24 protein-coding genes are annotated in these 22,837 nt (G+C 46.5%); all 24 read left to right on the top strand.

Features of this window, described 5'->3' with window-relative positions; translation table 11 throughout:
• The first annotated feature begins 9 nt into the window (after positions 1-9).
• The 24 genes from OXH39_21685 (at position 10) to OXH39_21800 (ending at position 22,807) form a co-directional block, all read left to right on the top strand.
• Complete coding sequence (locus OXH39_21685; GenBank protein ID MCY3553079.1) at positions 10-1,041, top strand: bifunctional oligoribonuclease/PAP phosphatase NrnA; 1,032 nt, start codon at positions 10-12, stop codon at positions 1,039-1,041.
• Entirely contained in the window at positions 1,026-2,018 is a 993-nt protein-coding gene (locus OXH39_21690) for a bifunctional riboflavin kinase/FAD synthetase (GenBank protein ID MCY3553080.1), read from the top strand. The genes OXH39_21685 and OXH39_21690 overlap by 16 nt, the downstream gene beginning before the upstream one ends.
• Positions 2,019-2,254: 236 nt before the next feature.
• Positions 2,255-2,533 carry a 30S ribosomal protein S15 gene (gene rpsO / locus OXH39_21695; protein MCY3553081.1) on the top strand — a complete coding sequence of 93 codons (279 nt, stop codon included), beginning with the start codon at positions 2,255-2,257 and terminating at the stop codon, positions 2,531-2,533.
• A 152-nt stretch (positions 2,534-2,685) separates the two neighbouring features.
• A complete protein-coding gene (gene pnp, locus OXH39_21700; GenBank protein MCY3553082.1) occupies positions 2,686-5,019 on the top strand; it encodes a polyribonucleotide nucleotidyltransferase in 2,334 nt (777 codons plus the stop codon).
• A 451-nt stretch (positions 5,020-5,470) separates the two neighbouring features.
• Positions 5,471-5,725, top strand: coding sequence for a hypothetical protein (locus OXH39_21705; GenBank protein MCY3553083.1), 255 nt, complete (start codon positions 5,471-5,473; stop codon positions 5,723-5,725).
• Positions 5,726-5,819: 94 nt separating this feature from the next.
• The gene (locus tag OXH39_21710) at positions 5,820-6,335 is read left to right on the top strand and encodes a hypothetical protein (GenBank protein ID MCY3553084.1); all 516 of its coding nucleotides are present in this window, start codon (positions 5,820-5,822) and stop codon (positions 6,333-6,335) included.
• 29 nt (positions 6,336-6,364) lie between these two features.
• Entirely contained in the window at positions 6,365-7,408 is a 1,044-nt protein-coding gene (locus OXH39_21715; protein MCY3553085.1) for a hypothetical protein, read from the top strand.
• A 185-nt stretch (positions 7,409-7,593) separates the two neighbouring features.
• Positions 7,594-8,346 carry an amidohydrolase family protein gene (locus tag OXH39_21720; GenBank protein ID MCY3553086.1) on the top strand — a complete coding sequence of 251 codons (753 nt, stop codon included), beginning with the start codon at positions 7,594-7,596 and terminating at the stop codon, positions 8,344-8,346.
• Between the two features lie 35 nt (positions 8,347-8,381).
• Positions 8,382-9,479: a glycine cleavage system aminomethyltransferase GcvT gene (gene gcvT, locus OXH39_21725; GenBank protein MCY3553087.1), complete on the top strand. Its 1,098-nt coding sequence runs from the start codon at positions 8,382-8,384 to the stop codon at positions 9,477-9,479.
• A 30-nt stretch (positions 9,480-9,509) separates the two neighbouring features.
• A complete protein-coding gene (locus tag OXH39_21730; GenBank protein MCY3553088.1) occupies positions 9,510-9,851 on the top strand; it encodes a hypothetical protein in 342 nt (113 codons plus the stop codon).
• Positions 9,852-9,869: 18 nt separating this feature from the next.
• A complete protein-coding gene (locus tag OXH39_21735; GenBank protein ID MCY3553089.1) occupies positions 9,870-10,169 on the top strand; it encodes a hypothetical protein in 300 nt (99 codons plus the stop codon).
• A gap of 83 nt (positions 10,170-10,252) precedes the next feature.
• Positions 10,253-10,639 carry a glycine cleavage system protein GcvH gene (gene gcvH / locus OXH39_21740; protein MCY3553090.1) on the top strand — a complete coding sequence of 129 codons (387 nt, stop codon included), beginning with the start codon at positions 10,253-10,255 and terminating at the stop codon, positions 10,637-10,639.
• Entirely contained in the window at positions 10,632-13,544 is a 2,913-nt protein-coding gene (gene gcvP, locus OXH39_21745; protein ID MCY3553091.1) for an aminomethyl-transferring glycine dehydrogenase, read from the top strand. Before gcvH ends, gcvP begins: the two co-directional genes overlap by 8 nt.
• A 40-nt stretch (positions 13,545-13,584) precedes the next feature.
• Positions 13,585-14,991 (top strand): Trk system potassium transporter TrkA, encoded by a 1,407-nt coding sequence (trkA, locus tag OXH39_21750; GenBank protein ID MCY3553092.1) that lies wholly within the window; start codon positions 13,585-13,587, stop codon positions 14,989-14,991.
• Positions 14,992-15,132: 141 nt separating this feature from the next.
• Positions 15,133-16,638 carry a TrkH family potassium uptake protein gene (locus OXH39_21755; protein MCY3553093.1) on the top strand — a complete coding sequence of 502 codons (1,506 nt, stop codon included), beginning with the start codon at positions 15,133-15,135 and terminating at the stop codon, positions 16,636-16,638.
• A gap of 120 nt (positions 16,639-16,758) precedes the next feature.
• Positions 16,759-17,403 carry a pyridoxamine 5'-phosphate oxidase gene (gene pdxH / locus OXH39_21760; GenBank protein ID MCY3553094.1) on the top strand — a complete coding sequence of 215 codons (645 nt, stop codon included), beginning with the start codon at positions 16,759-16,761 and terminating at the stop codon, positions 17,401-17,403.
• 181 nt (positions 17,404-17,584) lie between these two features.
• Entirely contained in the window at positions 17,585-18,265 is a 681-nt protein-coding gene (locus tag OXH39_21765; GenBank protein ID MCY3553095.1) for a DUF1080 domain-containing protein, read from the top strand.
• Positions 18,266-18,496: 231 nt separating this feature from the next.
• A complete protein-coding gene (locus OXH39_21770; GenBank protein MCY3553096.1) occupies positions 18,497-18,865 on the top strand; it encodes an NADH-quinone oxidoreductase subunit A in 369 nt (122 codons plus the stop codon).
• Positions 18,856-19,371, top strand: a complete 516-nt coding sequence (locus tag OXH39_21775) for an NADH-quinone oxidoreductase subunit B (protein MCY3553097.1) — start codon at positions 18,856-18,858, stop codon at positions 19,369-19,371. The genes OXH39_21770 and OXH39_21775 overlap by 10 nt, the downstream gene beginning before the upstream one ends.
• A gap of 29 nt (positions 19,372-19,400) precedes the next feature.
• Positions 19,401-19,946, top strand: a complete 546-nt coding sequence (locus OXH39_21780; GenBank protein MCY3553098.1) for an NADH-quinone oxidoreductase subunit C — start codon at positions 19,401-19,403, stop codon at positions 19,944-19,946.
• Positions 19,947-20,113: 167 nt separating this feature from the next.
• Positions 20,114-21,310 carry an NADH dehydrogenase (quinone) subunit D gene (gene nuoD, locus OXH39_21785; GenBank protein ID MCY3553099.1) on the top strand — a complete coding sequence of 399 codons (1,197 nt, stop codon included), beginning with the start codon at positions 20,114-20,116 and terminating at the stop codon, positions 21,308-21,310.
• Positions 21,311-21,347: 37 nt separating this feature from the next.
• Positions 21,348-21,692 carry a VOC family protein gene (locus OXH39_21790; GenBank protein MCY3553100.1) on the top strand — a complete coding sequence of 115 codons (345 nt, stop codon included), beginning with the start codon at positions 21,348-21,350 and terminating at the stop codon, positions 21,690-21,692.
• A gap of 61 nt (positions 21,693-21,753) precedes the next feature.
• The gene (locus OXH39_21795; GenBank protein MCY3553101.1) at positions 21,754-22,125 is read left to right on the top strand and encodes a type II toxin-antitoxin system HicB family antitoxin; all 372 of its coding nucleotides are present in this window, start codon (positions 21,754-21,756) and stop codon (positions 22,123-22,125) included.
• Between the two features lie 157 nt (positions 22,126-22,282).
• A complete protein-coding gene (locus OXH39_21800) occupies positions 22,283-22,807 on the top strand; it encodes an NAD(P)H-dependent oxidoreductase subunit E (protein MCY3553102.1) in 525 nt (174 codons plus the stop codon).
• Positions 22,808-22,837 lie beyond the last annotated feature (30 nt).

The raw sequence follows: 22,837 nt of genomic DNA on the forward strand, positions 1-22,837 counted from the left end.
GGACATTTCATGGACACCCAACAGATGGTTGATATGCAGAACTATAGCACTCTTTGTAATTTATTTGACCGGTATCATAACTTCGCGCTCTCGACACATATTAACCCTGATGGCGATGCAATCGGTTCCGAACTGGGTCTTTACTTGTTTCTCACGGGACTCGGAAAGTCTGTTAAAATGTTTAATACAGACGCGGTGCCCGCTAATTATAGATTTCTCCCGTTTTGGGATAGTATTGAGAGCACCCATTCTGTTGGAAGCTATTGTCCAGAGGTGTTGATCGTATTGGATGCCAGCACACTTGAGCGAATCGGCAAAGCACTGTCCAAAACCTTGCTGCCTACACACTGCCTCATTAACATTGACCATCACGCCACCGCAGAGACGTTCGGCGATATCAACCTCATTGTGCCCTCTGCCTCTTCCACCTCAGAGATTGTTTACAAACTCATTAAATACCATCAGACCCCAATAGACAAAGCGTGCGCGCTTTGTCTCTATACAGGGTTGATGTTTGATACTGGCTGTTTTCGCCATAGTAATACCACAGCCGAGACACATCAAATTGCCGCGGAATTAATTGAAATAGGCGGGTTCGCTCCAGATGAGGTCTATCGAAACGTCTATGAGCATGTCCCTGTTGCGAAGATACACCTCTTGAGTGAAGTCCTCCGCACATTGGAAGTGACGGATGATGGGAAGATAGCATCGGTGTATGTAACACAGACAATGTTTCGCAAAACTGGAACGACTGCTGACGCTGTCGAGGGTATTGTAAATCAAATTCAAGCGATTGCCGGTGTTGAAGTGGCACTCTGCGCGTCTGAAATGATGGATCGAAGTACGAAAGTAAGTCTGCGGAGTCAGGGGTGTGTTGATGTCAGTCAACTCGCTGCAGAGTTCGAGGGTGGAGGGCATGCGCGCGCCGCTGGCTGTCGCATTACTATGCCTTACCTCTTGGCGATTGCTGCCCTTATTCAAGCTGCACAACGCTATATCCATCCAAGTCACGCGGAACAAGCTGATTGCCAGAAGGATTGAACGCCGTGGAAAACGCCTGTAGTAGGAGCGATCTACAGGTCGCAACTACAATTTATAGTTTAGACGACATAGTTGAATTCGGCAGAGAAACCGTTGTTACTTTTGGTGTGTTTGATGGCATCCATGTTGGTCACCAAGCGGTTATTAACACCCTTCTTCAGCGGGCTGCGCAAGATAAGTTAATGAGCGTATTGGTTGGTTTCTACCCCCATCCGCTTGCCTTCCTTGCCCCAGAACGATGTCCCCCCGTTCTGACGCCTCTCTCTAAACGCGTTGAAGTCCTTCAACAGTTTCGCATTGACAAAATCATCATGCTTAGTTTTGATGCCCAAATTGCATCGATGTCTCCCGAATTCTTTGTGGAGCGGGTACTCTTAGAGAAATGCCGAGCCAGACATGTCGTCGTGGGGTATGCTTGTCAGTTTGGTAAAGACCGCGCCGGCAATGCGGAACGGTTAGCCGAGCTGAGTCGAGCGTATCCGTTCAATGTTTCCATTGTTCCTCCTACCGAAGTAAATGGGGCACCTGTTCATAGTACCCGTATCCGCGAAGCACTCGCGCGAGGGGATCTTAAGTGCAGTTCTCAGTTATTGGGGCGTCTCTATTCCTTAATGGGTAATGTTGTTCGCGGCGATGGGCGTGGCAGAACAATTGGATTTCCGACTGCCAATATAGACTTTCAGAATCAAGTCTGTCCTCCTAATGGTGTTTATGCTATCCGGGCAAAGTTAGAGGAACGATTGTTAGACGGCGTATTGAATGTCGGGACCCGCCCTACATTTAACGGCAGAGATGTTCAGGTAGAAGGACACTTCTTTAATTTTGATGAAATGATTTATGACGAACCTATAGAAATATTTTTCGTAGAGAAAATTAGAAGTGAGCGGAAGTTTCCGAATCCAGAACTTTTGATTCAACAGATACAACGCGACATTGCAAATGCTGTGGACATTCTTTCGGTGTCTACCTCTTTGTAGGAACTACCCTTTAAATCTAAATACTACTTGGCGACGTGAGTTTAATTTGAATTTTGGGTTGATTTGTGGTATTATATATGTATCAAATGTCGGGAAAATGGAAGCGATGTCCTGAATGTGGCTTAGCCTCCTTCTCATGCAGTGTTGTAGAATTTCGTTTATGGGATTATTTTCTCGAGTTTCGCAAGTTTCTAAACCTTGCTGTTAGTTGTACAACTTAAAGGAGGTGAACGCAATTGGCAATTGATGCAGCAGAGAAGAAGGAATTGATCCAACAGTACCAGATACACCAACAAGACACCGGTTCCCCGGAGGCTCAAGTGGCAATTTTGACTGCGCGTATTCAACAGTTAACTGAACACTTTCAGACGCACCGGAAAGACTACCATTCGCGTCATGGACTTTACCGACTCGTTGGCAAACAGCGCCGCCTGTTACGGTACCTTTACAAAAAAGACGTTACGCGCTATTACCGTTTAATTAATGAACTCGGAATTCGTGACACTATTGGATAGAGGAGCAGTTAGATTTTGTACTGGCACCAATCCAGTTTCTGTTTGGTGTCAAGCGGAAGATGAATAGACGCTAGCTATTCTTCAACCGTCTTTTTAGTGTTCATATTTAGTGACACGGCGAAAAAAATGGAAATATAGGAGTAGCATATAGAATGAAAGTTGAAATGCAACTTGGGAGCGAGAAGTTATCAATTGAGACCGGAAAAGTTGCGAAACAGGCAGACGGTGCCGTTTGGGTACAATACGGTGGAACGGTTGTCTTAGTCACGGTGGTAGCCGATGATGGCGATCATGACCTCGATTTCTTTCCGTTAACAGTAGATTATCGCGAGAGGGCTTACGCTACAGGACGTATACCGACAGTCTATGGTAGACGCGAACCACGTCCCGGAACATCAGAACAGTTGGTGGCTCGTTTAATAGACCACTGCATCCGTCCCCTCTTTCCAAAAGACTTTAAGGCTGAAGTCCAAATTTTATGTAACGTGTTTTCATCCGATGGCATTCATCCCGCGGATGTTCCGGCTCTTATTGGGACATCTGCCGCATTATCAATTTCTGATATACCCTTTAACGGACCTGTAGCTGCCGTTACTGTTGGAAAAGTTGAAGACCAGTTAATCATCAATCCAAGCTACGAAGAGTTACATGCCTCTGCGATGGAGTTGTTCGTCAGCGGTAAAGCAGACGCTGTAATGTCTGTTGAAGGCGGTGGGCATGAAATTCCTGAAGATGAAGTCATTGATACAATTATCACCGCCCACGAACAGATAAAAGAAATTATAAAACTTCAAGAAGGGCTAGCTGCGGGGTGCAGTAACACAAAACGAGACTATGCATCCAAGAGTGTTGAATCCGACCTCAGTAGCCGTGTCCGACATCTCGCTACGTCACGCATTCGAGAATCTATCGGGATGGCAGATAAGAAAGTGCGTGAAGATTATCTTGAACAGGTACAAGAAGAGGTCCTCTCCGAAATCCTTGAGGATATGCCTGAAGAGGTCGATCCGAACGCGACAAAAGATACTATCTCTATCTTGAGTGAAATTGAAAAAGAAGAGATGCGTGAAGCGATTCTTACCCAAGGGAAACGTGTTGATGGTCGCGGTGTAACCGACATTCGTTCCATTTCGGGAGAAGTCGGGTTGCTCCCGCATACCCACGGTTCCTCCCTATTTAGCAGAGGGCAGACACAGGCACTCTGTGTAACAACACTCGGCACATCTGGCGACGAAGACGTACAACGTGGGCTTGATGGCGAGGCAAGGCGTGCCTTCTTCCTACACTATAACTTCCCTCCGTTCAGCACTGGTGAGGTCAAACGTATGATGGGACCCGGGCGTCGAGAAATAGGACACGGTGCGCTTGCAGAAAAGGCACTTGAACCGGTTATCCCAAATAAAGACGAATTTCACTACACCATCCGAATCGTCTCTGAAATTTTGGAATCCAATGCATCATCTTCAATGGCAACCGTTTGTGGTGCAACTCTCGCACTATTAGATGCGGGGGTCCCCATTAAAAGACCTGTGGCTGGGATTGGTGTCGGTCTTATCAAGGAAGGTGAGCAGGAAGCGATCCTGACCGATATGCTCGGTACCGAAGATTTTCTCGGCGATATGGACTTCAAGGTCGCTGGGACTAGTGACGGTGTCACTGCCATACAGATGGATATCAAGATTGAAGGTGTCACACCTGAGTTGATGCGCCGTGCGATTCATCAGGCAAAAGAGGCACGTTTGTCGGTCATTGAACAGATGAACGCGGTCATCGCTGAGCCGCGTGCAGAACTTTCACCTTACGCGCCGCGAATTTACTCTCTCCAAATTGCACAGCAGAAAATCAAGGACCTCATTGGACCGCGTGGTAAAACTGTGCAAGGTATTCAGGAAGAGACAAGCACAACTATCAACATTGAAGATGATGGCACTGTGGAAATCGCCGCAACGAGCGCGGAAGATGTCAAACGTGCAGAGGAAAAAATTCGGGCGATCACTGCTATGCCTGAAATTGGCAAAGAGTACACTGGTAAAGTCGTCCGAACTGCACCTTTCGGAGCGTTTGTGGAGATATTGCCGGGTAAGGATGGACTTGTTCATATTTCGCAGATGGGCGACGGATATGTCCGCCGCGCTGAGGACGTTATGCAGGTTGGCGACGAAGTCACCGTCCGTATCCTTACGATTGACGAACAGGATCGCGTAGATCTAACGCTCGTTGCTGCAGGTGGCGTGCCGGTTGAGGAACTGAATATCGAGTCGTCGGATGAGGATCGCGAGTTCTCATCTGATTGGAATGCTGGTAGAGACTCCCGCGAGGGTGGACGTTCTAACAACTACCGTGAGAATCGAGACTCGCGCGAATACCGTGACAGGCGTTCCAATGACTCCCGCGAACGGCGTGGAAATCGGTATGATCAACGAGATAATTCTCGCGATTTCCGTGATCGACGTTCACCACGGATTCCCAAAGGACGCTCTCGATAGTAGGAACGCATCGTAACCAGCGATTTACAAAAGACATGAAATGGGGTGAAGGATAATTCCTTTGCCCTATTTTTATTTCGACTTACGCAAAATGAGCAGAAAAGGGACGCAAAAATGCTTTGCGGTGAAAGTATCTCGGTATTTTTAACCTCCTAAATCCGCTTTATCAGGGGACTTTATAGTAGAATCCGAAAATATGTTTACAGTTCGTCTGGAAACAAACCCTCCACCGCTGCTGGCGAGGATTGTATCCTCGCCCTTGTGTTGGTGTATAAATCATTACGGGTTTTACTATAAAAGGAAATGCGTAAGTCCTATTAAAATTTTGCATGTTATCTGTTTTTGTGCTATAATTTTGAATATTGAGAAGTCAGCGAATCTCTAATAAAAGTAGTAGGGCGAACCTCTATGAATAAAGTAAAATATACCAGTGAAATGAGGAGTTAAACTGATGAAATCACGACGTATTATTGCCAGACAAGCCTTTAATAAAGGGGATCTGCTCGATCAAAGATGGCTAACCTATTTACTCGCTATTGTTCTTATACTCCTTGTTCTTATTTTCGTTGTTCTATTGACCCCTGAATATAAGCAATATGTTGTTGATACCGTCAGATCTATATTTTATGGTGGGAAGCAGGAAGCACCACGTCCGAAGGCTGCTCCGGTAAAGTTTCAAGTGCCTGTGCTGTTAGATGGATTCTAAACGGAGCACACGAAATGAGCGCGGCGAGAAGCGCGAAGCCTAACCTTAGAATACCAGCTGGATTACGTTTTCCTATGAAATTTGGGAGAAGAAAATGTCTAAAACGATGTTCATGTTAGCACTACCGATATGGCTGAGTTTAATCTCTGGATGCGGTTATGTTTCCAAGTCAGAGTACTTGGAACATATCAACACCATTCGTATTCCACCTATTGATATTCTGGATGCAGATTTCGCTTACGATGAGACATCACAGAGGGGCTATGATGAAGTCATTCATGAGAAATTAATTCAACGCTTTAATCGGAAATGGCGAGACGGAAACGATGCTGAATTTACGATGCGAATACAGGATTACGAACTAAGGGAGCACGGATTTGGACCGAACGGTGAACCCGAATTGTTGCGTATGAGCCTACAGATAGAATATCAGTTTATAGACCGGGTTCGCAATACTATAATTGATGAAAGTGATAACTACATCCAGGTCCATGATTTCTATATTGTACCAAATCGGTCTGAACCTATGGAAAGCGTTCCACAGGCAAAAAATCTTATTGTAGACGAATTGATAGAAGACCTTTACAATCAACTTGCTGAACAGTGGTAACAGGACGCATCACGGGAGCTTGCACGCGAATGAAACGCAAGGCAGGACGTATTCTTCATAAACTCTACTATTGCTTGTTCGGTATGCCGCTTTTCTTAAGTTTGATGTTAATTTCGTGTAGTGGGCAACAGGGGGACTGGACAGTAGTTCAACAGGAAGGTGAGTATATCTACGGTGTCTGGCACAGTGCTACAGTGAAGAAAGCAGAGCAGACGATGTTGAAGGTTGTCAAAAACATTAAGAGCGCGTCGATACTGTCGGAGGAACCGCCAACGATAGAAGAAATAGAGCAAGCAGCTATTTCGCCGGAGCATCTCTTGCCGGGTGATGGTGAATTCTTGGATTGGGTACAGTCGCGTGCACCATCAACATATCAGGGTAAAACCCTCTATCGGGATAGAGCCGCCTCACCTGATCTTTACCACGCTTACGGTTTCCAACGACAAGCGGAGGTGGAATATCAGGCACCTCAATTCGGTTCAAAACCGCTGATACTGCTTGAAATCTTCGATATGGGCATGCCAGAAAATGCCTTCGGAATATACAACTTTCACACTTATCCGCAAGCCAAGTTTGAATGGGTGGGCAGCAAGGCGATGCTTTCAGGCGGGTATCTCCGGTTTTCAAAAGGGAGGTATTTCGTTCAGATTGAGGGCTATGAGTTCGCAACGGGTATTCGTGAAGCGATGATTGCAATTGCAAAGGCTGTTGCTTCAGAAATTAAAGACCCTCCCCCAGAACCACGAATCCTTACGCTACTCCCACGCAATAAGGTGAGTGGAAGTGTCAAATTGTTCCGCTCAAATTGGGCACTGCGCCAAATCTATAGTACATTACCTGTCAATGTGCCACAATTAAGTGATCCAGCACTCGGTATCTCCGCTCGCTATCGGGATAACGCTGATTCGGCGAATTGGCTGGATGCCCAGATTGTTTTTATTATCCGTTTTTCTGATACCTCTGCGGCGGAATCTGCCTACACGCTTTACCGGGATGCTGTCCTCAAGGACGCGGTACCTTTTGAAGCAGGAACCAGTGGAGCGATTCTTACCAACCAAGGGGATGCTCGGTAACAGAGATAAAAGGAGGTCAGTTGTCGGTTATCGGTAAGGATGGGCGTTTGTAACAATCTATCCTATTTTAGAATATTCTATTCTTACCGTCAATTGTTAACTCAGGACCCCTTAACTCTCACTGCGAGGCAAACTGATAAATCTCACTGCGATGCAAACCGATAACTATTAAAAGGAGCTTTCTCATGCGAGGCGATTTTGAAGCCTATCTCAACGATTCTTTCCGTGATGAAAATGGCAAACTTGATTTAACGGCATTGTTGGCGTTGGAAGACGAAGCCGACATGGATGTTGCTGTTATCATGCCGAATACCCAACCGCTTCCCCAAAACGATGAGCTTGCCGATGCGATTCGTGGCAATTCGCGCGCCCTTGGTTGCGCACTTGTACATCCGACAGAACCAGAGCCTACTGAACAGGTCAGATTGGCTGCCGAGGCGTGGGGGATGCGTGGGATTAAACTGATGCCCGCTGTCCACAACTACAATGTCGATGACCCAATCGTGCGTCCCGTTGTTGAAGCCGCCCGCGACTATGGTCTTATCGTCTCAATTCATTCAGGACCTAACAATTGTCATCCCAACCGGATCGGCACTGTCGCAAGTTGGGTACCAGAGACCCCTATTATCATGGATCACATGGGGTTTCCTGACGATTTAGACGCGGGTATCTCTGTCGCAAAAGCGAATAAGAATGTTTCGCTCGGAACCACTATCTTAAGATTTCATCGCCGTTGGGGGACCGATCCGGACACCGTTGTGCCAACTGAAGTGAAAACGGCAGTTGACGAACTCGGACCCGAGCAGATCGTCTTCGGTTCTAATTTGCCTGAATACCGTCCTATTCAGGTTATCAACGCCCTCAAACGATTGGAACTCGGCGATGATGCGGAGGCACTGATCTTCGGTGGAAATCTCGCGCGCATTTATGGGCTTTAAATACGCGCAATCTTCGGCGTGTTTGGTGACTACAAATGAAGAGAACACCCCTTTATCAGGTTCATGAATCCCTTAATGCGAAATTCACCGAATTCGGTGGCTGGGAGATGCCGCTTCAATATAGTAGTATTGTTAAGGAGCATCTATCTGTTCGGACGAATGTGGGCTTATTTGACCTGTCGCACATGGGAGAGATTGAAGTTTCTGGGCAGGGTGCGAACGAATTGGTACAGAAACTCAGCACGAACGATGTCGGACGTTTAACTGATGGTCGTGTGTTGTATACGCTATTCTGTAATGAAACGGGCGGAATCGTTGATGATCTTCTCATCTATCGGTACACTGATAACCATTATATGCTGGTGGTCAATGCTGCCAATATTGACAAGGATTTGACATGGGTAGAAACCCACAACAACACAGGCACGGACATAAAAAATATAAGTGAGGACACGGCTCTCATCGCACTACAAGGTCCAAAGTCAATAGACATTCTGAATCCTTTCGTTCCCGAACGGGATGTTTCTGAAATTTCGTTTTTTCGCTTTGTCGTAGATGAAGTTGCTGGTATCCGTACCACCATTTCACGAACTGGGTATACGGGGGAAGTCGGTTTTGAGTTATACGTTGATGCAAGCGAGGCGGAGGATTTGTGGAATGTGCTCTACCCTGTTGTGATAGAAGTAGATGGACAACCGGTAGGACTGGGCGCGCGCGACACCCTACGACTTGAAGCCGGACTTCGCCTCTACGGCATGGACATGAACGAAGACACAAACCCGTTTGAAGTTGGCCTCGGTAAGTTTGTCAAATCCAAAGGGCGACAGTTTGTTGGAAAAGACGCACTCCTGGCCGCAAAAAAGAAGGGTATCGCGAAACAGATGGTAGGATTTCAGATGCTTGACCGTGCTGTGGCGCGTGCGGGTTATGCTGTTTATCAAGGGGGTGAATGTATAGGCAGCGTAACCAGCGGAGCACCTTCACCGAGTCTCAAATATGGTATCGGGTTCGCTTCTATCAAAAGTAGTAGGCACACGCCGTTGTGCCGGAACAGAAATGAAAATATTGACATAAAAATTCGAGGTAAACTCCACTCCGCCAAAATTGTGGAAGTGCCCTTTATCAAGAACTAACGATGCCTTAATTCAGGCGCGGAGTATTTTATGGAAAACCAGAACATTGATGAAATGTATCTTAACGAAAGAATTGAATCTATCGGGACGCAAGTCCAGGAGCCTAATGAAGCGGTCAGTGAGGTCGAATGGCGTTTGAATAACCAGATTCGGGTAGTTAAAGAGGACCTCAAGCAGGACATCAAAGATGTCAAGGAGGACCTTAAGGAGGACATCAGGGAAGTCAAAACCGACCTTGAGAACGACATTAACGGCGTTAAGAGGGACCTCAAGAGCGACATCTCAGACTTAAAGGGATTTATAACTATACTCGTTACGATTGCTGGCTTCATCATCAGTGGCGTTATAACAGTTGTTGTTAAGTTTCTATAGTTAGCAAGGAGGTTGGCAATGTCAGAGAAACTGAGTGGTAAGGAAAAATATACACCTACCTGTTTAGAATGGCTCGTAGTCATGTTAAATTCTACTTTTCATTTCTATGATATAAATCGTGATGGGTTTGAGTTAGTATATTTACCCACGGAAGATGGCGAGAGTATTCAAATGATAGTTACCCATTACGCGCATGTGAATGGAGCCCGCATGAGCAAAGCCGTTGAGTCTGGACAGAGAATAGCTCTTTCACTCGCTGAATCTTATAATTGGAATTCGTGGGTCAACATTGAAGTAGATTTTAGAGAAATAAGGTGAACCACAAAGGTTTACAATATGACAGAGGCAAGAGTCGAACCCAGAAAGTTAAATTACAGCATAACACAGAAAGTAAGGCAAAAATGATTCCACAAAACTTAAAATACATGGAAAGCCATGAATGGGCTAAGCAAGAAGGTGACATTGTCACTATCGGTATCAGCGACTATGCCCAATCCGAAATTCAGGATATCGTCTATGTTGAATTGCCGGAAGTTGGTACTGAGCTCACACAGAAAACGGAGTTCGGCGTGATAGAATCTGTCAAAGCAGCGTTTGACCTATATGCGCCTGTTAGTGGTGAGGTGATTGATGTCAACGAATCCCTCCTTGATGCCCCGGAACAGGTTAATGAATCCCCTTACGATGAGGGATGGTTTCTGAAAATCAAAATGACCGATCCCAATGAACTTGATGGCCTTCTTGATGCCGATGGTTATCAAGCACATATTGAGGCAGAGCATGCCTGAAAAAGAAAAAGACAAAAGCTACTTTTCAGATCGACATATCGGTCCCCGCTCGGAAGATATTGAACTGATGTTGACAACGCTCGGCTATTCTTCAATGGCAGATTTCATTGAGGATGTTGTGCCAGCGGATATTCGTTTGTCGTCAACCTTGAATCTAAGTGGAAATTCCAGTGGTTTAGGACGTGGTTTGCAAGCCCATATTGCAAAATCAGAATCGGAAGTACTTGCGGTGCTGAAAGAACTTGCTTCCCAGAATCAAGTCTTCCGCTCCTTTATCGGGATGGGCTACTATAATTGTTTTGTGCCGCCAGTCATCCAACGTAACATTTTGGAAAATCCGGGCTGGTATACGCAATATACACCGTATCAGGCTGAGATTTCACAAGGACGTTTGGAGGCATTGCTCAATTTCCAAACAATGGTTATCGATTTGACCGGTTTACCCATTGCGAACGCTTCACTCCTTGACGAGGCAACAGCTGCTGCGGAAGCAATGGGAATGTGTTTTGCAAATGTGCCGCGGAAGATCACTCGAAACTTTTTTGTATCAGAAACCTGTCATCCACAAACAATCGCTGTTCTACAAACACGCGCTGAACCCCTCGGTATTGAATTACAAATCGGTGACCATCGTGATGTCAATTTTGACACACCCATCTTAGGTGCCATCGTGCAATATCCCGCCACAGATGGTGCGATTTACGACTATCATCAATTCGCTGAACAGGTACACGCTGCTGGTGGTTTATTTATTGCTGCAACAGATCTGTTGGCACTAACACTCCTACGTCCACCCGGTGAGTTTGGTGTGGACATTGCTATCGGTAGTGCACAGCGGTTTGGTGTGCCCCTTGGATATGGCGGTCCTCACGCAGCTTTTCTTTCCACACATGAGGAGCTTAAACGTAGTATCCCCGGACGGATTGCTGGCGTATCTCACGATGCAAACGGCAAGCCTGCTATTCGCTTAGCACTCCAGACGCGGGAACAGCACATCCGGCGTGAAAAGGCAACGAGCAACATCTGCACTGCACAAGTACTGCTCGCTGTGATGGCAGGGATGTACGCTGTCTATCACGGACCCACAGGACTTAGGCAGATTGCGGAACGTGTACATTCACTTACCTATCGGTTACGGGCAGAACTTGAAAAACTTGGCTATACCACCGGAGAAGCCCCAAGTTTTGATACCTTCTCTGTTACTGTCCCAACGGAAGTAACAGGCGAATTGCACGCTTCTGCACGAGCGAGACGGATAAACCTTCGGGAAATTGATGCAACACATATCGGCGTTTCCTTAGATGAAACAACAACATCTGCGGATGTTGAAGAACTTCAGCAGATTTTCGCGGAAAACAGCAAGGAAGGCACAAAGCACACGTCGCCTCTTCCGCCCTTCCAGTCTTCCCCTTCTATCCCTGTAGAATTTCAGCGTGAAACGCCCTATCTGACGCATCCTGTTTTCAATAGTTACCATTCTGAAACTGAGATGCTCCGCTATATCCATAGACTCCAAATCAAAGACCTCTCCCTTGTGAACGCGATGATTCCGCTCGGTTCTTGTACGATGAAACTCAACGCTACAACGGAGATGGTGCCGGTGACATGGAGCGAATTCGGGGATCTACACCCATTCGCGCCGCAGGAGCAAGCGGAAGGTTACCGACATCTATTTTCGCAATTGGAGGAGTGGTTGGCTGAGATAACGGGTTACAGTGGTATCTCACTGCAGCCGAACGCAGGTTCACAGGGCGAATATGCCGGGCTGTTAGTCATCCGTAAATACCACGAGAGTCGCAGTGAAGCGCATCGTAACGTCTGTTTGATCCCGACTTCTGCACACGGTACAAATCCCGCGAGTGCTGTGATGGCAGGCATGAAAGTCGTTGTCGTGGCGTGCGATCTGGAGGGAAATATTGACCTTGACGATCTCCGAGAGAAAGCAGATACACACTGTGACAATCTTGCTGCTGCCATGATTACATACCCTTCAACGCACGGTGTATTTGAAGAGAAAATTCGGGAGATTTGCGACATTGTTCATCAATCCGGTGGACAAGTCTACATGGACGGTGCGAATCTAAATGCCCTTGTTGGTATCGCACAACCAGCGGGTGTCGGAGCAGATGTCTGCCATTTAAACCTCCACAAAACCTTCTGCATCCCTCACGGCGGTGGTGGACCGGGGATGGGACCCATTGGGGTCAAGGCGCACCTCACGGATTTTTTACCGACACATCCACTCGTCAATGTTGGTGGCAGTGCCGGGATTGGTGCTGTGTCTGCAGCACCGTGGGGAAGTCCCGGAATTTTACCGATCTCTTGGGCGTATATAGCGATGATGGGAGCAGAGGGACTTACGTCGGCAACAAAAGTCGCGATTCTTAACGCCAACTATATCGCGAAGAAACTCGCCCCGCACTATCCTGTGCTTTATACAGGGAAACAGGGCTTAGTCGCACATGAATGTATCATTGATTTGCGTGCCTTCAAAAAGAGTGCTGACATAGATGTAACGGATGTTGCAAAGCGATTGATGGATTACGGATTCCACGCACCGACGGTTTCTTGGCCCGTGCCGGGCGCGATGATGATTGAACCGACAGAAAGCGAATCAAGAGCCGAGTTAGATCGGTTCTGTGACGCGCTCATCTCAATACGTGAAGAAATAGCGGAGATTGAGGCAGGCATCGCTGATCAGGTAGACAATGTGCTGAAAAATGCACCTCACACGGTAGAAATGGCTACACAATCTGAATGGTGTCATCCGTATCCGCGCGAAAAAGCGGCGTTTCCCAAACCGTGGGTGCGCGATGCTAAATTTTGGCCCGCTGTGGCACGTATTAACGAAGTCTATGGGGACAGAAATCTTATGTGTGCTTGCCCACCGCTCGACGAATATTAACGCAAACCGATACTAACTGGCAACTGACAACTATAAAAACATGAAAGCAATAATTATAGGCGCAGGAGAGGTTGGGTTTCATATTGCCAAGCTCCTCACTGTCCAAGATAACGATGTTGTTCTCATTGATGAATCCGATGCCGCCTGCAACCGAGTCAATGAACAGTTGGACTTGCAGACGTTGCGTGGACCAGGGGCATCGCCACGTCTCCTGAAAACCGCCGGGATTGACGAAGCCGATCTCCTCATTGCCGTTACCAATAGTGATGAGATTAATATGCTCGCTTGTCAAATAGCTGACAGGTACAGCGTTAACACAAAAATCGCTCGTGTTTCAAATCCTGACTACTTCTCCATGGAAAGTGGGCTGACCCCCAACGATTTCGGTATCAATCTTCTGGTTAATCCGGAGCATCTCTGTGTTGCTGAATTTGTTAGACTTCTACAAATACCTGAAGCGAGAGAGATCGTCGAATTTGAGGATGGTAAAGTCCAACTCGTTTCCTTTCGAGCGAAACAGTCAAACCCTTTAATAGGAAGATCGCTTGCTGAATTAGATGCAAGTGGGCTTCTCACGGATACCCGCTTTGCTGCAATTAGTCGCCGGGGTCGTTCCAATAACGGAGACCCTACTCAGAACGGGAACAGGCATATTATCATTCCAAGGGGTGATGATGCTTTACGACAGGGTGATGAGGTTTTTGTCATCGGTAGTTCGTTGGCAGTTGAACAATTGCTACGCATCAGTGGTATCACGTTCAATCAGCAGCTTGACCGCGTTATCATTATTGGTGCAAGTCCTATCGGTATTGAGCTTGCCCGTGTGCTTGAAGAAAACGATACCAACGTCAAACTCATTGAGGAGGATCAAGCGAAAGCCCGACAAGCATCCCAAATGCTAAAGCGGACGACCGTTTTACAGGGCAATTACCTCCAATTTAGGCTCCTTGAAGAAGCTGGTGTGGATGGGGTCAACGGATTCGTTTCCGTTACGGGGGACGATGAAAACGATATTATGGCATGTATGACGGCGAAGGAACAAGGTGCTCAACGTGTGCTCGCGCTCGTTCAACAGCCGCGTTATCTCCCCTTGTTAGCGCGTATTCCGAGGCTTGATGGGGCAGTGAGTCGGCATCTCACTGTTGTGAGTAATATCCTACGACTCATCCGCCGCGGTAACATAGTGTCCGTTGCTTCGCTTCATGGAATAGAGGCAGAAGTCATTGAGATCGTTGCTGGTGTCAACTCTAAAATTGTTCACAAAGAACTTACCACCTTTAAAACAACATTTCCTGAGAACGCCTTCATCGGTGCCGTTATTCGGCGGGAAAGACTCATTATTCCGACCGGACAATCTGTTATCCAACCTGCGGATCGCGTGATTGTTTTCAGTATGCCTGGGGCGATTCCGGTTGTCGAAGACTTATTCGCTGAACGGAGAAACTAAAGGGCTATCAGTTGTCAGTTGTCAGAGGAATGGTTATCAGTTTTCAGTTAAGAGGTTTTGGAAGTATCCCACCCCTCTTGTAACTGACAACTGAAAGGTTTTTCGCAGAAAAACCGTACTGATAACTGACAACTAAAAAACATGAGTCTTAAATTAATCTTTTATACCCTCGGTAATTTACTTATCTGTCTCGCGGGGAGCATGTTATTCCCTTTGGCTGTGGCTATCTATTACCGGGCAACCGCAGGTGAAACCCAGAACGATTTGATGGCATTTGTCATCTCGGCGATAATCACTCTGATTATCGGTTTAATTCTCCGCTTCAGTATTCGATCTCGACAAGAAGAACTCGGTATCCGCGAGGGGTTTGCTGTTGTTGCATTAGGATGGGTAACAGTCGCACTCTTTGGTACGCTTCCATACCTATTTGCTGGCGTATTTCACATTGATGGACGCTCGCCGTGGACAGTGTTCTCTTTCTGCTATTTTGAATCTATGGCGGGATTTTCAACAACCGGTGCGACTGTCTTGACGGAGATTGAACATCTTTCACACGCCGTACTCTTCTGGCGGAGTTTCTCCCATTGGCTCGGTGGAATGGGAATTGTTGTTCTTGCTGTTGCTATTCTTCCGATGCTCGGTATCGGTGGTATGCAGCTTTTTCGCGCCGAAGCACCCGGACCGCAAACGGATCGGCTCACACCCCGCATCGCGCAGACGGCTAAGCTGCTCTGGGGTGTTTATCTACTTTTCTCTTTTCTTGAAACTGTACTCTTGATGCTGGGCGGTATGACGCTCTTTGATGCACTCTGCCACACCTTCGGAACTATGGCAACCGGTGGGTTCTCTACAAAAAATGCCAGTATCGGTCACTACGATAGTGTCTATATTGATATGGTGATCTGCTGTTTCATGTTCTTCGCAGGCACCAATTTCGCGCTCCACTATCGTGTACTCCGAGGTGATGTCAAAAGTTATTTCCGAGATACAGAATTTAAGTTCTACTGCCTTGTTATCGCAGTGAGTATCACCTTAATTTCATGGAACACCATCAGGTTTCAGGTTGATGAACAGGTGCCTTACGATTCAATGTGGACATCGCTCCGTTATGCTACATTCCAGGTAATGTCTATCATCACAACGACGGGCTATGGCACTGCCGATTTTGAACAGTGGCCCGCACTTTCCCAATTTATCTTGGTGACACTTATGTTTTACGGTGGCTGTGCAGGTTCCACCGGCGGCGGCATGAAACAGGTGCGGTTCCTCCTCCTTATCAAGCAGAGCGGGGCAGAAATTAAACGTCTCATCTTCCCACATGCTGTACTCCCTATTCGTGTTAACGATCGCGCAGTTCCGCCCGAAGTTATGACGAACGTCCTCGGTTTTTTCTTCTTTTTTATCGGAATTTTCGCGATTGTAACCTGCCTCATGGCAACCTTGGGGCTTGACCTCGTGAGTGCTGCGGGAGCAACGATCGCTACGATGGGTAACATCGGCCCCGGTCTCGGCAGCGTGGGACCGGCTGATAATTACGCGCATATTCACACGACTGGAAAATATGTCCTATCTTTCTGCATGTTACTCGGACGCTTAGAACTCTATACAGTACTTATCCTCTTTTCACCGAATTTCTGGAAAGGATAAGTATTTTATTGTAACAGTTATCGGTCTTCGGCTATCGGTTAAAGAGAAGTCTGATTTACCCAAAAATCTCTTAACTGATAACCGATAACTGATAACTGACAACTGACAACTATTTTAATTATGAACACAGATGAACTCCGCAGAGAATACAGAGTCCACAAAGAACATCTTCTTGAGCAGAACGTCGCATCCGATCCGTTTGAACAGTTTGAAAGGTGGTTTGCAGATGCGGTCGACGCTAAACTTGATCTACCAGATGCGATGACATTAGCAACCGCTACACCGCAAGGGGTTCCCTCTGCCCGAATGGTCGTACTCAGAGGCTTTGATGTGAGAGGGTTCTGTTTCTACACCGATTATGGGAGCCAAAAGGGAAAGGAACTGGCTGAGAATCCCAATGCAGCGGTGGTCTTCTATTGGCGTGAACTTGACCGACAGGTTCGGAGTACCGGCATCATTGAAAAGATGACCTCGGCAGAATCGGATGCCTATTTTGCCAGTCGTCCTGTTGAGAGTCAACTCGCCGTCCAGACAGAACGCCAAAGTATCGTTGTTGACAGTCGAGAACACCTCACGGAAGGTTTCCAACGCGCAGAGCAGACATATCCATCTGATACTATTCCACGTCCGCCTCATTGGGGTGGATATCGACTTGTGCCCAATATGCTTGAATTTTGGCAGGGGTGTCCAAACCGCCTCCACGATCGGCTCTGCTATACACTGCAACCCGATGGAACATGGGAGATGACGCGGCTTTCCCCGTAAATTTACTGTTTTGTTAGAGGCATCAAAAATTCTCGAAAATTACTTGACATCCGCTCCAGATTCCTATTACACTATGGGCACTTGCGAAGAACATTAAAAAAGAAAGGAGACTCCTGATGAAATTCACGCTGATTGTAGCAGCACTTTTCTACTCTCCTTCTCTGCAGGGGCAGGCACATTTTTGGAAACCTTTGATGATGGGGATTTCGACGGATGGCAGGAACTTGCTAAGTGGGATGAGATACCTGGTTCTTGGGAGGTTGTTAATGGTGGACTTCATGGGACAGGTCATGATGGATTTCTGCGTTTCCTCACAACCGGGGATGACACATGGATGGATTACACAGTCGAGTTTGATGTTAGACCTCTTAAAAAACACGGTCGTCCGACTATCGCAATTGCAGCGCGGGTTAAGGAGAAATGGTTGGTGCGTTGCTCTATTTCGGATCCAGTAGTTGTATTGCCCGGTGGTGCCAATGCCCCCGCAAGAGGATGGGTGTTTTGTGGAGCTGGCAGCTTGCGTCGGGGAACGTTTAATGGACTTTTCTTTAGTCCTCATCCACTCTTAAAATTAAACAGATGGGCACATCTAAAGTTAAGCGTTGAAGGCGATATTTTCACCTTCTGGATTAATGATGAGCAGGTTATGGAACCTACAGAACTCCGTATTTTCAGAAACCGTGAAGGCTTTGCGGACTTTCCCGATTTTCAGACCGGGGGTGTCGGTTTTGGTGTCTCGAATTATACGGCACGTTTTGATAATATCACTGTCACCGGTGATAGCATTCCAAACAGCGGTGCATTCGACGTAACGCCTCAAGGGAAACTCGCTGCAACGTGGGCACAATTGAAGCAATTCTAAATATGTATTTTACCTATTTCAAGTCTATACTGAAAATCTTAGTCTCAAAATTGACACTACAACAGACCGAGCGAGAAATTTGTTTATCTTGTATTTTTTTTCAAAAAAACTTGACAATGTTTTTGAAATATGAGAAACTATTAAGCATACTTAGAAGCGTCTAAATTAATCTTCACTTTGGCGAATGCAAGCCATATTAATAACGTATGAGGACAAAATAGATTAAAAACAATGCTAATAGAGTATCTTCCGATCTTGTTGTTAGGACTATTCGCAGTCCTCTTTGCGGGTATTAATCTCGCCCTGACCCATATTCTTGGACCCAAACGCCCGAACCGTGTCAAACTCTCCGTTTACGAATCCGGCGTTCAACCAATTGGCGATGCAAGGCAACGGTTTACCATCCGGTTTGACCTCATCGCGATGCTCTTTATCATCTTTGATATTGAAGTGGTTTTCCTCTACCCGTGGGCGGTGGTCTTTAAGAAATTCTCTGAGACGAGCGGTTTATTTATTTTAATTGAAATGCTGGTGTTTATCGGTATTCTTCTTCTGGGCTATATCTATGCTTGGAGGAAAGGAGGCTTAACATGGGATTAGATTTTGTTGGACAAGGTGCCGGACAGACGGATGGTAACATCATCACCACGACTATTGATAAGGTCGTCAACTGGGGACGAAAGAACTCGTTGTGGCCGATGCCCTTCGGGACAGCGTGCTGTGCAATCGAGATGATGGCGACCTTGGCTTCTAAATTTGACCTCTCTCGGTTCGGTTCTGAGGCGATCCGCTTTTCACCGCGCCAATCCGATCTACTCATCGTTTCCGGCAGAATCTCCATCAAAATGATGCCGGTGCTGAAACGTATCTATGACCAGATGCCGGATCCGAAATGGGTAATTTCGATGGGAGCATGCGCTTCCTGCGGTGGGGTGTTCGATACCTATACTCTTATCCAAGGTGTCGATCAGTTTATTCCTGTGGATGTATACATTCCTGGATGTCCACCACGCCCCGAAGACCTCATTGATGCGGTGCTACAGGTGCAGCAGAAAATCACCAGTGGTGCCTCACCTAAAGGCGTAGAGCATCTCCTTGAAACTTGAAAATGAAATAGGAACAGCAGAGGCACTTTATGAATGAAGAAAAAGAAGTTGAAGAACAATCAAAACCGCTTGTCCTTGAAAAATTAGAGGAACATCACGCGGATGCACTCTTAGCACAGGACGAAGCGCGCGGCACCGTCGTTGTTATACGTAAAGAACAGGCTTACGCGGTTTTGGAATATCTAAAAACAGATCCTGAACTCGCCTATACCTTTCTTGTTGATGTTACTGCTCTTGACAATTCACAGATGGAATCCGAGTTGATACAGTTTGACTACGCGAGGTTCATGGTTGTCTATCAGCTCTATTCCTATCAGGGACAGGGGCGTGTTCGAGTAAAGGTGCCTGTGCATGAAAACGACCTGAACGTCACATCTGTTACTGGGTTGTGGCAGGGCGCGAATTGGTTGGAGCGTGAGACCTACGACATGTTCGGTATCAATTTTGAGGGGCATCCCGATCTCCGTCGAATTTTAATGCCTGACGATTTTGAGGGACACCCACTTCGGAAAGATTATCCGCTCCGTGGACGTGGCGAGCGTGAACGCTTTAATTTTGATAAGCAGAATGTGTAGATTTAATAGTTATCAGTTTTCAGTTACAAGAGGTTTTTGATAAAGTCATATTCCTCTTTTTTAAAAATTAGTCGTTACAAGAGTCCACTGATACATCAGTAAACTCTTTAACTGACAACCGACAACTGATAACCGAAAACCGATAACTATAAAAAAAGGAGTATTCTATGCAAGGTGGGCTGGAACGAGCGACAGGCGAGAAGATGATTCTCAGCTTCGGTCCGCAACATCCTGCGACACACGGTACCCTTCGTATTGTGTTAGAACTTGATGGCGAATCCGTTTTGAAAGCGACACCACATGCTGGCTACCTGCATACCGGATTCGAGAAACTCGGTGAACATCTGGATTACAACCAGTACATTGTTGTGACAGATCGGATGAACTATTTGTCGCCACTGTCGAACAATTTCGGATATGTACTTGCCGTCGAACAGCTGCTCGGCATTGAAGTCACAAAACGGTGTCAATATATTCGTATTTTAATGGCGGAACTCTCGCGACTTGCTGATCATCTATTATGGTTGGGAACCGCTGCACTCGATTTAGGGGCATTTTCAGTATTCCTCTATAGTTTCCGCGAACGTGAAAAGTTGTATAGCATCTTTGAAAAGACAACCGGAGCAAGGTTGACGACGAGTTACACCCGCGTAGGGGGTGTTCTCCGAGATTTGTATGATGGGTGTGAAGAAGATATCCGTCAATTCATCGGCAACTTCCCAAAAGCACTAAAAGAGACCCATACCCTGCTCACACGGAATCGGATCTGGATGGATCGCACGAAAGGTGTTGGAGCCATTTCAGCTGATGATGCTATTGGTTATGGATTAACGGGTCCTTGCCTCCGCGCCACTGGCATAGCACATGATATACGTAAGGCTGAACCATATTCCAGTTACGAGGAAGTCACCTTTGATGTACCAGTTGGAACTAACGGTGATGCCTATGATCGTTACCTCGTTCGGATGGAGGAGATGATTCAGAGTTGTGGTATCGTTACCCAAGTTTTGGATAATATGCCTGACGGACCGGTCAATCTTGAAGATAACAAGGTTACAATGCCGGACAAGTCCGATGCCTATGGGCATATTGAGGGATTAATCCATCACTTTAAGATTGTTATGGATGGGCACGGCGTGCAACCGCCACAAGGCGAACACTATTGTGCAACCGAATCACCGAACGGCGAACTTGGTTTTTATATAGTCAGCGATGGCAGCGGCACCGCTTATCGTATCCGTATCCGTCCGCCGAGTTTCCTGCACTTCCAGGCACTGCCGCGTATGTTAGAGGGTGGAATGGTTTCTGACACTGTAGCAGTGTTGGGGAGTCTCAATGTCATCGCGGGTGAATTAGATCGGTAACTTTGTCAGAGTCTACTGTCTGTTTTAGGAGGTGTCAATGGAACTCAAAGGCATTATGCTTTTCGTCAAAGACATGAAGACTGTCATCGCGTTTTATAGGGATGTCATCGGATTGACTCCTGACGAAGATCAACCGTTCCCGGAACACCGCTTTTTTCGCTTTAACGCAGGTGCTTGCACGTTGTGTCTCCATAGTGCCAGCAAACCCAACGAAGGGAGACAAAAACTGATGTTCCACGTTGAAAGCGTGAGTGCCGTTCATCAGCACATAAAATCGAAAGGGAAGCGATTACGGAAACTTGAAAAGAACGACGATGGGCATGCCATTTTCGATATCCGCGATCCAGAAGGCAACCGTATTCAGTTTTACGGCAATTATTGATTTTGGAAGTTTTCACAAAGACAGATAAAGTAATTTTGATGGGAGTGGACTTAATAAATTCATGAAACTAAAAGTCATTATCCATAAAGCTGAAGAAGGCGGATATTGGGCGGAAGTGCCATCACTTGCTGGTTGTGCTACACAAGGTGACACTTTTGAAGAATTACTTGAAAACATCTATAAAGCAATTGAAGGGTATTTATCCGTAGATGTTAACTTAGAAACCCAATTTGCGCTTTGCATCGAAAACAAAAGTTGTGAAGACATAGAGAAGCGAAAATTCTACCGAATTCTGCCTGATGAAAAAGCGACCCGTGAAGGCTATCTGCGAGTCATTGATGAATCTCAGGAAGACTACTTGTATCCCGAATCTTATTTTATTTCTCTTGAACTACCTCGCAAAGTACAGGAGGCATTCGTAGCGGCAGTCTAATGGAAGGGTTTTTGATAAACCTAATATCTCTCTTCTCAGCCTAAGACCGCAAGCCCGAAACGAAGTGGAGGGGTTTTTGATTGGGTGTTTCTTCAGCTCTTGAGCGAAAGCGTCAAAGCACAAACCACGTCCTTTAACCGCAAGGAAAGTTAAAAATATGTCAGATGAACTCATTCAAATCGAAACGCCTTTCGCGTTTAACGAAGAAAATCAGCGTGAATTCGACGAATTGATAGGGCGGTATCCTATTAAGGAGGCGGCGATGCTGCCGACGCTCCATCTCGCGCAGAATCAGGCAGGCTATATCACTCCTGCAGTCATGAAGTATGTCGCAGAGCAACTTGAGGTCTCCGTGATGAAGGTCAAGGATGTTGTCACTTTCTATCCGATGTTCTTTGAAGAACCGGTGGGACAGTACGTGATTCGGGTATGCCATACGCTACCTTGTGCGTTGCGAGACTGTAAAGTTGTTTTGGACCATCTTAAGACGAAACTGAACACAGATGTCGCTTCCGAAACCAACCTCGCGAAAGGTACAACAGCTGACGGTAAGTTCACGCTCATGAAAGTAGAATGCCTCGCTTCGTGCGATGTTGCGCCCGTCATTATGGTGAATGGCGATTTACATAAAAATTTAACCCCGGAAAAAGTTGATGAGCTTTTAGCGACGCTTGCGAGCTAAAACTTGCTATACTAAAGTAGCGACGCTTGC

Source organism: Candidatus Poribacteria bacterium, from assembly GCA_026702755.1.
Classification (GTDB): domain Bacteria; phylum Poribacteria; class WGA-4E; order WGA-4E; family WGA-3G; genus WGA-3G.